The organism is Paraburkholderia sp. GAS32 (genome assembly GCF_050434225.1).
Lineage (GTDB): Bacteria > Pseudomonadota > Gammaproteobacteria > Burkholderiales > Burkholderiaceae > Paraburkholderia > Paraburkholderia madseniana.
In genome coordinates, this window is sequence record NZ_JBNPVS010000051.1 from 58,885 (window position 1) to 70,141 (window position 11,257).

Annotated in this window: 9 protein-coding genes; 6 read left to right on the forward strand and 3 right to left on the reverse strand. The window is 62.5% G+C overall.

All coding sequences use genetic code 11. The features are described 5' to 3' along the window. Positions 1-78 precede the first annotated feature (78 nt). Both P3T25_RS39710 and P3T25_RS39715 read left to right on the forward strand, forming a co-directional pair. Positions 79-987 (forward strand): LysR family transcriptional regulator, encoded by a 909-nt coding sequence (locus P3T25_RS39710; RefSeq protein WP_429362653.1) that lies wholly within the window; start codon positions 79-81, stop codon positions 985-987. Between the two features lie 269 nt (positions 988-1,256). After that, a complete protein-coding gene (locus tag P3T25_RS39715) occupies positions 1,257-2,051 on the forward strand; it encodes an ABC transporter substrate-binding protein (protein ID WP_154566821.1) in 795 nt (264 codons plus the stop codon). Positions 2,052-2,239: 188 nt separating this feature from the next. Here P3T25_RS39715 and P3T25_RS39720 read toward each other — a convergent pair whose 3' ends face one another. Beyond that, on the reverse strand, positions 2,240-2,998 hold the full coding sequence (locus P3T25_RS39720) for an acetoacetate decarboxylase (RefSeq protein WP_154566819.1): 759 nt from the start codon (positions 2,996-2,998) through the stop codon (positions 2,240-2,242). Between the two features lie 267 nt (positions 2,999-3,265). Between P3T25_RS39720 and P3T25_RS39725 the strand changes: the two genes are divergently transcribed. After that, positions 3,266-4,636, forward strand: coding sequence for an EAL and HDOD domain-containing protein (locus P3T25_RS39725; RefSeq protein WP_171929207.1), 1,371 nt, complete (start codon positions 3,266-3,268; stop codon positions 4,634-4,636). 134 nt (positions 4,637-4,770) lie between these two features. Here the strand turns inward: P3T25_RS39725 and P3T25_RS39730 are convergent, their stop codons facing one another. Together P3T25_RS39730 and P3T25_RS39735 are read right to left on the reverse strand one after the other, a co-directional pair. After that, positions 4,771-6,228, reverse strand: a complete 1,458-nt coding sequence (locus tag P3T25_RS39730; RefSeq protein ID WP_154566817.1) for an HDOD domain-containing protein — start codon at positions 6,226-6,228, stop codon at positions 4,771-4,773. Between the two features lie 91 nt (positions 6,229-6,319). Further along, entirely contained in the window at positions 6,320-8,134 is a 1,815-nt protein-coding gene (locus P3T25_RS39735) for a putative bifunctional diguanylate cyclase/phosphodiesterase (protein ID WP_154566816.1), read from the reverse strand. Positions 8,135-8,432: 298 nt separating this feature from the next. Here P3T25_RS39735 and P3T25_RS39740 point away from each other — a divergent pair, with 298 nt between their 5' ends. The 3 genes from P3T25_RS39740 to P3T25_RS39750 all read left to right on the forward strand — a co-directional run bounded on the left by P3T25_RS39740 (position 8,433) and on the right by P3T25_RS39750 (position 11,039). Then, complete coding sequence (locus P3T25_RS39740) at positions 8,433-9,767, forward strand: EAL and HDOD domain-containing protein (protein WP_154566815.1); 1,335 nt, start codon at positions 8,433-8,435, stop codon at positions 9,765-9,767. Between the two features lie 140 nt (positions 9,768-9,907). Continuing rightward, the gene (locus P3T25_RS39745) at positions 9,908-10,471 is read left to right on the forward strand and encodes a peroxiredoxin (protein ID WP_266262122.1); all 564 of its coding nucleotides are present in this window, start codon (positions 9,908-9,910) and stop codon (positions 10,469-10,471) included. A 103-nt stretch (positions 10,472-10,574) separates the two neighbouring features. Beyond that, positions 10,575-11,039: a hypothetical protein gene (locus P3T25_RS39750; RefSeq protein ID WP_429362658.1), complete on the forward strand. Its 465-nt coding sequence runs from the start codon at positions 10,575-10,577 to the stop codon at positions 11,037-11,039. The last annotated feature ends 218 nt before the right edge of the window (positions 11,040-11,257 follow it).

Below are 11,257 nucleotides of genomic sequence, written 5' to 3' on the forward strand. Positions count from 1 at the left end.
AAGGCTCGTCGGCCGACAAGTCGATGTGGTAAAAGTAGCCCGGATCGCATTCAGAATAAACAGGCGGCTTGCCAAACCATGCGTGCAAAAACGCAATACGAACTGACTTCGGCGGATACCCAGACCATTCTTGCGCTGGTGCGCGCCGGCACGCTGGCCGAGGCCGCGCAGCGCCTGGGTATCGACGCCTCGACGATTTTTCGCTCGGTGCAGCGGATCGAACGTGGGCTCGGGCAGCGTCTGTTCGAGCGTTCGCGTAGCGGTTATCGCGCGACCCCGCTCGGTGCGCAACTGGCGCGCCACGCCGAGCGCATCGAAAGCGAGCTGGCGGCCGCGCGCTCGACCGTGCAGGCAAGCAGTGACCGCGTCAGCGGCGCGGTCCACGTGACGACCACCGATACCGTGCTCTACGGCCTCCTGCTGCCCGCATTGCGTGATTTCGCGGCGCTGCATCCGGCGTTGTCGTTCGAATTGACCGCCACCAACAGCCTCGCGAGCCTAACCAAACGCGACGCCGATATCGCCGTGCGCGCGACACGCCGCGCACCGGATCATCTGGTCGGCAAACATGTGGGCCCGCTGCGCATCGCCGTGTTTGCCGCGAAGGCGAGCGGTATCCGGGCGAGCGATGCTGAAGCGCTGTCGCGCTGCGATTGGGCGGCACCGGACAGTTCACTCGGCGATCATCCTTCGGTTCTGTGGCGCAAGCGCCATTGTCCGACGGTCGAGCCACGCTACAAGACCAATAGCGTGATGGCGGTGTTCGAGTTGGTGGTGCGCGGCTTCGGCGTCGGCATCGTTCCCACCTTCCTCGCGCGTGAGCGCGACGATCTCGTGCAACTGACCCCGCCGCTCGACGAAGCCGAATCGCAGGTCTGGGTGCTGGCGCATCCCGAGTCGCGTCATCTGCCGCATGTCGCGGCGGTCTATACGCATCTGTCGCAGCGGCTCGGCAGCGATTTCGCGGCCGGCGACGGCGCGGTCTGACGTGCATCGGAGTGCGTGCCGGCTTGCCTGAGCGCGACACGAAGTTGCACCTTTAAGCGCGCGTTATCCGGTTCGCCAAACGAGCCGGGCAAAGGGGCGCCCACAGGGCCGCCTGCAGGACCGCGATTCGAAGCCTGTACAATCCCGCCCTCGCGGCTGTTGCGCTGCACCACACTGGCCGCACGAGTTTGAATCGCATTTTTGGCGCGGCAATCATGCTCGCCCGGATTCGGCTCCGTCTTATTCAATACCGTAGAGGAACACCCGTAATGAAGATGAATTGGCGAAACATGGCTGCGCGCGCGCTGTTCGCGACGGCAACGGTAGCGGCAGGGTCCGCATCGGCGGCGGATATCAAGGAAGTGCGGTTCGGCGTCGAGGCGTCGTATGCGCCGTTCGAATCGAAGTCGCCCTCGGGCGAGCTGCAAGGTTTCGATATCGACATCGGCAATGCCGTGTGTGCAAAGCTGAAGGCGAAATGCGTGTGGGTCGAGAACTCGTTCGACGGCCTGATTCCGGCGTTGGAAGCGCGCAAGTTCAACGCGATCAACTCGGACATGACGATCACGGAACAGCGCCGCCAGGCCATCGACTTCACCGATCCGATCTACACGATCCCGAATCAGATGATCGCGAAGAAGGGCAGCGGTCTGCTGCCTACGGCGGCCTCGCTCAAGGGTAAGCACGTCGGCGTGCTGCAAGGCACGATTCAGGAAACGTATGCGAAGGCGCGCTGGGCGCCGGCTGGCGTCGACGTCGTGCCGTATCAGACCCAGGACCAGATCTACGCCGACCTCGCATCGGGCCGTCTGGACGCTGCATTCCAGGACGCGGAAGCGGCTTCGAAGGGCTTTTTGAAGAAGCCGCAAGGCGCAGGCTTCGACTTCGCCGGCCCGGCCGTCAGTGACGAGAAGCTGCTCGGCGCGGGCGTGGGCTTCGGCATCCGCAAGGGCGACAAGGCGTTGAAGGACGCCGTGAATCAGGCGCTGAAGGAACTGAAGGCCGACGGCACGATCGACCGCTTCGCCGCGAAGTACTTCGACGTGAAGGTCGTGTTGAAGTAAGGCGTTGGGTGTTTTGCCTGAATGGCTTTGCTTGAATGGTTTTGCTTGAGACAACCGGCCGCTTGATGCGGCCGGTTGTTTTTTGAGGCGGCGGTTGATGCGCCGCCTGTCTGATGCGCGTCTGGTGCATGGTGCTGTGTGTTTCATGCGCTTCATGCATGTCGCGCACGCCGCACCGCGACACTCGGTCAGCGCACGTTCGCTTCAGGCTGATCGAGATAGTCGAACACCACTTCACCGAGTCCTAGCGTCAGATCGGCAAGCAGATGCCGTGCCTCGACGATTTCGAGCACCGGCAATTCCGCGACCGGCGCCAGGGCATGGTGTGCCAGTTCGAGCGAGGCGGGACCCGTCCATGCACCTTTAAGGGTGATGTCTTGCAGGTAGTAGCGCACCAGTTCGCAAATGCGCGGCGTGCCGTCCACGTGCGGAATGACTTTCAGCAGGAAGTTCGGCGTCTCCAGACGCTTCTGTTGCTGCGCGAGATCCAGTTGCCGATGCTTGTAGCCCATCGTGCCGGTGGCGATGCGCACGGGGCCGTAATCGAGCGTGCCGACGAGCGTGTCGGTATGGACTTCCAGCACCGGCGAGGCGAGCTTCTTCGGAAAGCCCCACAACTCGCGGCCGCCGGCGATCGGCGGATGGTCGTCCAGATACATCGCCAGCGTGTAACCACCTGCCACGCCGTTGTACGACACCGGGATCACCTGACCGCTTTCCGTGTAGTCGCCGAAGCCGGTCGAATCCGGCATGCGAATAAATTCGTAATGGACGAGCGGCTCGCCGATCTGCAGCGGCTCGGGCACCACGGCGCGCAGTTTGTCCGGATCGGTGCGGTAAGTGATGATCAGGAATTCCCGGTCGACGAAACGATACGGACCCATCGGAAACGCCGGGTTCGTGATCGGCATCGCGAAGGCATTTGACAGCACGCTTTTGACGTCCATGATTTTCCTTGGTGGTTAAAGGCCGGTGGTGGAGCGCTTCTGCACTGCACAAGAGTATCGTCGATTCTTTCCTTCTCTTCAGCGAGACAGGTTGCCAATTATTTCGAGATATTGCGGCGTTGACATGTCCGCGCGCATCGGCCTGCGCTAAAATCGGCGGGCACACCGCACGCGCAAAGGGCCTCAGGGCTTGGATGTGCGCGATTGGTGCAGCAAAAACCAAAATACAGCAGGAAGCGCCAGGGCGGCGCTTAGCGGGGGACCAGAATGACAACCATCGCAATCGAGAAACCGAGCCAGACGGGGGTTGCGGACGATGCGCAACTGAATGCCAGCTTCGCGCGCCAGCCGATTCTGAATCGGGACGGCATGCTGTGCGGCTATGAGATCAAGGTGCGCGCGCCGGAATTGCCTATGGGCACCGAATCTGACGCGGGTGCCGCACCGGCCGTCGATTCGGCTGCGGATGCCTCGCCGGGCCGCGCGCCCGATCCCGCGCAGCTCGTGGCGCGAGCCGTGATTCGCGGGTTGATGCAGGGCAATCTGCGCGGTGCGCTCACCGGGCATCCCGCTTACGTCGATGTAAGCCGCGAGATGCTGTTCGACGATTCGATCCTGCACCTGCCCACTGACCGCTTCATGTTCGAATTGTCGCCGTCGATTGTGGTCGACGATGCGCTGATTGCGCGCATCGTTCAATTGCACGGGCGGCGCTATCGCTTCGTACTCGATGAAGTGACGCAGCCCGATGAAACGTTTGCGAAGCTGCTGCCCTACGCGGAAGTCGTCAAGATCGATTTCCCACGGGCGTCGAAAGCGCTGTTGCCCAAATTGACGAGCGTGCTCAAGTCCGCGGGCAAGCTGCTGATCGCGCTGGGTCTCGATGCACAGGCCGATTTCGAAGAGGCGCATGGTCTCGGTTTCGACCGTTTCCAGGGCTACTTCTTTGCGCGTGCGCAGACCTCGACGACGCGGCGTGTCAGCGCGCCGCGGCATGCGTTGCTGAATCTGCTGCAACTGCTATCGGGCGACCCGACCGTCGCGCAACTCGAAGCCGAACTCAAGCTGAATCCGGTGTTGGTCATGCACCTGATGAAGCTCGCGAATTCGAGCGGCCTCGCCGTCGGCCACAAGGTCACGACGCTGCGCGAAGCGATCAATGCGACCGGCACGAATCGGATCGCGCGCTGGACGCAATTGCTGTTGTACGCGGATGGCCGCAAGGTTGCGCTCGAGGACGATCCGCTGCTGCAACTCGCGGCGACCCGGGCGCGCTTCATGGAGCTGGCGATCGAGCGCTTGCCCGAAGCGGGGCGTGACGAAGCCGATGCAGCGTTTCTGACTGGCGTGTTTTCGTTTGTCGATGCGGTGTTTGGTGGCTCGCTCGAAAGCACACTGAATGTGCTGACGCTATCGCGGCCGATTCAGGCGGGCATTTTGCATCGGCAGGGCGTGCTGGGGTTGTTGCTGACCGCAGTCGAAGCGCTTGAGCGCGGGGCGTGGGATGAGCTCGATGCCTTGTGCGCGCGCTTGCAGCCGTTGACGGTGGAAGAGATCGCGCTGCTCGCGTTGGCGGCTGGGGCGTGGGCCGGGGTGGCGGATCGGAGTGCGGAGGGGTTGGAGCGGATTGAGGATTGAGGGGCGGGTTTGAGGTTTGAAGCAAAGGCCGGCATGCTGCGCACGCCGGCCTTTGCACATCTGAGATTCGTGATTTAGGGCAAACACAAAACCGGTGAGAGTGAAGCACCGTGATCAACGATCACGCCACGTCTTCACATCGTCTCCATTTCCTGCATCTGCCCCAGGCCAAAAAAACGACCTAACTCCTTGGCTAACTCATTCAACGCGCTCATTTCCTTCTGGGATATTCGGCGTGGCTCCTGCGTATGAGACCAGTCGCCATATAGCAGCGCCACCGTCTGATCGGTGTCGTCGACTACCGGTAACAGCACGAACGCGCGGGCGTCGTCGAACGAACGGCGGAACCACTCCGGTAATCGCGCGACCATCTTCGGATCACGTGCGTTCTCGATGAAAATGCCGACCGAGTTCGCGATTGCGAGGTGAAACACATCGGGCTCGAACGCGGTGTTGAACGACAGCTTCGGCAGCGCCGCGTCGATCTTCGGACCGAGTCCGAGGCGCGCCTTGAAGGTGCCGTTGCTGTGCTTGACGAACACCACCGTGCGCGCAAAGCCGAGCGCCGCCAGCACGGTTTCCGCAGCCAGCGCGAGGGCCGGCGCGAGCGCGCTGCCGTCGGGCAGGCCGCGCAGATCGCCCACCCCCGCCGCGATGCGTGCTTCCGGATTGAGCGCCTCGCGCGCGATCGCGTCCGCATTGGCACGCAGCTCGACGATCTCGCGCATCACGCCGTCGCCGCCTTCTTCACGGGCGAGCGCGATGCTCATTCCATGCAGCACGTCCGGATCGGTATTCAGTGCGTGGCTGTATTCCTGCGCCAGTTCGGCGATGCGTTCTTCGCGCTCCCAGTCCGGCATGTTCTGCTGGGTCAGCACGTCGGCGACCGCCGTCGAATAGTTGGTGATGGCGCGCAGCCACTGCACCTGGCGTGGCTGCTCGACGTCCAGCGGATCGAACTCGCCCATGCCGGAGCGGATCATGTCCGGCAGGCGCCAGCGCACCGCGGCTTCGGCGCCGATTTCGTCGAACGTGACGCCGAGCACCAGCACGCAGGCATCGGCTTCGAGTGTGTCGTCGTCGATATGCCGGCGGATCTGATCCCACTCCGCGTCGAGATAGAACACCACCAGCAGCTTGCCGATCTGCCGCATCAGCGTGCAGACCACGGCTTCTTCACCGGCGCGCAGATCGCCGCGCTCGGTCAGCTTGCGCGCGACGCAGCCCGACAGCAGCGTGCGGTTCAATTCGAGTTTCGCGTCGATACGGCGCGGCGCGCTGTGATGAAAGTGATCGACGATTTTCAGGCCGACCACCAGATGGCCGACCGCGTCCATGCCGAGCACCATCAGCGCGCGCGAGACGGTGGTGATGTTGCCGCCAAAGGCCATGTACATGGCCGAGTTGGCCAGCCGCAGCACTTTTTGCGTCAACGCGAAGTCCGACAACACGACCTGCACGAGGCCGGTGAAGTCGAGGTCGTCGTTGTTCATCGCCGCCATGGTGGTGCGCAACGACTGCGACAGCATGGGGAAATCGCCGCGCTCGCTCATTCGAGTCCAGAGCCGGTCGAGCACCGCCGCCTTTACCATGTGAATCCCGCCAAAGCCATACATGTTCCAATGAGTGCTGCACCGGCGCGAGGCCGGCATCTTCCGCTGCGCACGAGGTTTGCCTGCATCGCTATGTGGTGTGCAGGTGAAGCGTGCGCGCTTCGAAACGCTGCGCGAGTTCGTCAGAGGGCAACGCCTTGCAGACGAGCCATCCCTGTATGTGGTCGCATCCCATCTCGGTGAGCAGGCTGCGTTGTGCTTCCGTTTCGACGCCCTCTGCAACCAGTTCGAGATCGAGCGTTTGTGCGAGCCCGACGACCGCGCTAACGATTGCCTGATCGTTCCGGGAGGTTAGCAGATTCTCGACAAAACTCCTGTCGATCTTGAGCTTGGCGAGAGGGAATCGTTGCAGGTAAGCCAGACTCGAATAGCCGGTGCCGAAATCGTCGACGGCAAAGCGGATACCCATCGCCGTCAGTTCTTCGAGCAAACCCTTGGCATGCGCCGGGTCGTGCATCAGCAGGCTTTCGGTGATCTCGAACACGAGGCGGCGCGGATCGATGCCCGTCAACTCGATCGCTTCGCGCACGCTGTCCTTGAAACGCGGGTCGCGGAACTGCTGCGGCGACACGTTGACGGCGACGTATTGCAACGAGATGCCCCGCGCGTCCCACTGGATCAACTGCATGCAGGCGACCTTCAACACCCAGTTGCCGAGGAAGTTGATCAGGCCGATCGATTCCGCGAGCGGAATGAACATCGAAGGGGGCACGAGGCCGTGCACGGGATGCGACCAGCGGATCAACGCTTCGACGCCGACCACGCCGTGCGTGCGGCTGCTCGTGATCGGCTGGAAGTGCAGCGAAAACTCGCCATTGCGCACGCCGTCGTAGAGATCGGCCTCCAGCTTCAGGCGCTCGGCGTCGGCGGGGTTGTCGTCCGGTACGTAGAAGGCGAGCGTGTTGCCGCCGGCCGCCTTCGCCTGCAGCAAGGCGTGGTCGGCCCAGCGCAGCAGGTGCGTGTCGTGGGCGGCGTCGTCGTTGGCGTGGCGCACGTCGGGGTAGAGCGCAATGCCGATGCTTGCCGACAGGTGCACCTGCTGGCCGTTGAAGACATACGGCTGCTGGATCGCGGTCAGCAGGCGGCGCGCCAGCGCTTCGGCTGCTGCTGCGGCGTCGGTGCGGCTCGCGGCAGGCTTCACGAGGATCGCGAATTCGTCGCTGGCGACACGCGCCACAGTCTCGTTCGGGCTCGTCATGTTCAATAGACGCCGCGCCGTGTCGCGCAACATCTCGTCGCCGGCATCGTAGCCGAGCGCGCGGTTCACGCGTTGATAGTCGTCGAGGTCGAGCAGCAGCAGCGCGGCCGGCGTGCCGTGGGCGTCGGCTTGTTGCTGCGCGTCGAGCAGCGCGGGGATCAGCGCCGGTTGATTGGCCAGGTTGGTCAGGCGGTCCAGATGCAGCGCCTGGGTCAGGCGTTCCTCGGTGGCGCGCCACGCGGACACGTCGAAGCCGGCGATCGCATAGCCTTCGACGCCGTCATGCATGCTGCGTACCACGCGCAATTCGACTGTGATCGGGTAGGTCAGTGACTTGATGAGGCCGAGTGTGGCCTTTTCGACGTTGCCTGTGGAGGTAGCGCGCGTCAGCAGCGCATCGAGGCGCGGCACGTCGGCAGGCGCCACGAGATCGTGCAGCGTGATGGTCTCGAGATACTCACGGTGATAACCGATGAAGCGCAGGCTCGCGTCGGAAACATAGAGGAAGCGCAGGCCCTCATCGATGTGCGCCAGAAGATCGACGGCGCCGACCACCTGTTCCAGTTGCGCAGCGCGGCTGACGCCGGCTTGCGGTTTGCCGTGTGCATGCCGGCCGAACGCACGAAACCGGTCGATGACCGTGCGCAAGGAGCCCCGGCGGGGCGCGGTGATCCTGTTCGCTTCCATGTTTGTCGCTGGCAACCTGTGTTCGTCTGCAGGCGGGGCGGCTTACTGCCCGCCGTATTCGGGCGGTTGAGAGGTATCAGGCCGCCCCATCAGAACAAGATAACGACCCGCGGCGGAAAATCTTTAGCGCCTGCTGCAAAAAACAAATGGTAAGGAAGCGGCGGCGTGGCCCGGCGGCGTCGCGAGGGCGATTCAGTTAAAGTGGACCGGCTTCGTTTCCGTTAATACGTCAAACCTGCTGTGCAGTGCCGGCGATGACGTCGCTGCGTAGCTTTCCGAACACTTGCACCGATGATCCATGTCTGAACGTCACTTTGTCAGGGCCACCCCCCGGCACATCGAGGTGCTTGAACAAGGTGCCGAAGACGCCGACCCGGCGTCCGGGGCACAGTACGTTTATCTGGGGCGCCAGCCGATTCTCGATCGCGACGGCGCGCTCAATGCTTACGAATTATTGTTTCGATCCGGCGCGCATAACTATGCCGAGGTCAGCGACGACGCCCAGGCGACGGCGCAGGTCGTGGCTCGTGCGATCGGCGGGATCGGCGTGGCGGCCGTGCTGGGCCAGCACCGCGGCTTCGTCAATATCGACCGCGCGCTGCTCTTTAACGACATCGTCCATCTGATGCCGCCCGAGCGCTTCGTGCTCGAGATTCTCGAAACCGTCAAGTTCGATGCGCATCTGGCCCGCCGGCTGACCGAATTGCGCCGCGCCGGCTTCCAGGTGGCGCTCGACGACGTCAGCGAACTGTCGGATGAGCTGCTCGCCGCGCTGCCGCACGCCGATATCGTCAAGATCGACTTCCTGCAGACCGAGCGGTCAGTGCTTGCCAAACTGGCGTCGACGGTCCGCAGCCATGGCAAGACACTGATCGCGGAGAAGGTCGAGACGCGCGAAGACTTTATGCTTGGTCGCGATCTCGGCTTCGACCTGTTCCAGGGATACTTCTTCGCGCGGCCGCAGGTGCTGGCCGCGCCGCGCAACCGCTCGCCGCGCCCCGGTTTGCTGCGTTTGCTGGCGCTGTTGTCGCGCGATGCCGGGATTGTCGAACTCGAAGCGGAACTCAAGCTGAATCCGAGCGTGGTGGTGCAACTGCTGCGCCTCGTCAATTCGAGCGCGTTCGGGCTGGGGCGCAATATTGCCTCGCTGCGTGAGGCCATCATCGCCACCGGCACGCGGCAGATTGCGCGCTGGGCGCAACTACTGCTGTACGCGGACAGCGGCGATCTGCCGTGGCGCGCCGATCCGCTTGTGCAACTGGCCGGCACGCGCTCGCGCTTCATGGAGTTGGCGGCAGGCTGGCTGCGTCCGTCCGATGACGATTTTGCCGACGCCGCTTTCATGACCGGAATTTTCTCTCTGGTCCATGTGGTGCTCGGCAGCACGCCGGCGGCTGTCCTCGAGAAGCTCGGCCTTGCCCCGCAGATTCGTGAAGCGATCGTCACGCGCGGCGGCGCGCTCGGCACCTTGTTGCGGATTGCCGAAGCGGCCGGCGAGGGCACCGATGCCGCTTTGATCGCAGCCGGACCCGATGCGCCGCCCGGCTTCGCGGCGCTTACGCCCGAGGTGCTGGCGGAGCTGAACCTGTCCGCTGCGGCGTGGTTCGGCGCGCATGTCGAAGAAGCTGCCTGATGCATCCGTCGAGCAGGTTCTGACGTACCTTGTCTGTACGTGTTTCAATAGCGTATTGAGGTTGCCGAGGTTCGGCTGAACGCCGTGACCTTCGGCTTATTGCACTGACTGCGTGCATTAACGTTTCGAGGGGACTGCAGATGAAGAGAAAACTCATTCCGATGACGCTGGCGGCTGTCTTGTCGGTGGGATTCGCGATGCATTCGCTGACGGCTTCAGCCACGCTCAAGCCGGGTGATGCCGCGCCGCCGTTTACCGCCCAGGCTTCACTGGGCGGCAAGACCTACGCGTATTCGCTTGCCGACGAATTGAAGAAAGGGCCGGTGGTGGTGTATTTCTATCCGGCGGCTTTCACGCAGGGCTGCACGATCGAAGCCCACGAGTTTGCCGAAGCTGTCGACGAGTACAAGAAATATGGCGCGACGGTGATTGGCGTATCGCACGACAACATCGACACCTTGACGAAGTTTTCGGTGAGCGAATGCCGCAGCAAATTCCCGGTGGCGGCCGATGCCGATTCGAAGGTGATCGGCGCTTATGATGCTGGCATGCCGATGCATAGTTCGATGGCCAATCGTGTGTCGTATGTGATTGCGCCGGACGGCAAGATTATTTACGAGTACACGAGTCTGTCGCCGGAGAAGCACGTCGAGAATACGCTGAAGGCGGTGAAGGATTGGGCGGCGACGCATAAGCAGCCATAACGGTTGGGCTTTGCGCGGCGGCGCGTTTTTCGCAATGTTTTTTTGCCATGAGGTTCGGGCGTTGCTCGTGCTAGCCTGAGTTTTTTTGCCGGGTGAGCTTGCGATGCCGATTATTGTTGCACTCATTGCGCTGATCGCGCTGGTGTATGGCGCTGTGCGGGCGTTTTATGCCTTGCAGGCGGCTTTTGGTTTGGCTGTTGCTGTTGGGGTTGCTGTTTTTGTTGGTTTGCTTTTGGTTGCTGCGGTTGTTTATTGGTGGCGGCGTCGGAGGGAGGTCGCTTCTAATGTTCGCGATGGTGATTGGACTCACGAACTTACAGGAACCTGGGGTTCGGTACGGCTTGCTGCTGGTAAGCGGTTCTGTGAGGTTCGCCTTGGCGGCGAGCTGGGGGCTTATATTTTTGCTGATCTGCTTGGGGCTGAGGTGCAGAGCCATGATGCTCAGTGGCAGGTCGCTTTGATGGTCAAAGACGCTAAGCATCAGGTTTGGGTTTTGCCCATGCTGGGCGAGCGGCAGGCTAAGCAGTGGCGGCGGATTTTTTTGCTTGCTGTTGGGCAGAGGCTTTAGATGTTTTTTTGCCTTTTGCGGCGGCATTGTCAGTGTTCTTGGGGCGTTGGCCTTTCCTTGAATTGTTAGTGGTCTATTGGCGTTGCCCCTGTGCGGGGCGGCACCTACTTCTCTTTGCCGGCTGTGTATAGACCGGAGACATAGCTGACAGGTGTGCGGGGACATGGTTGACACTTCCGGGTATTAAAACGCCCGGTCCCGACCATGCCCTGGAACGC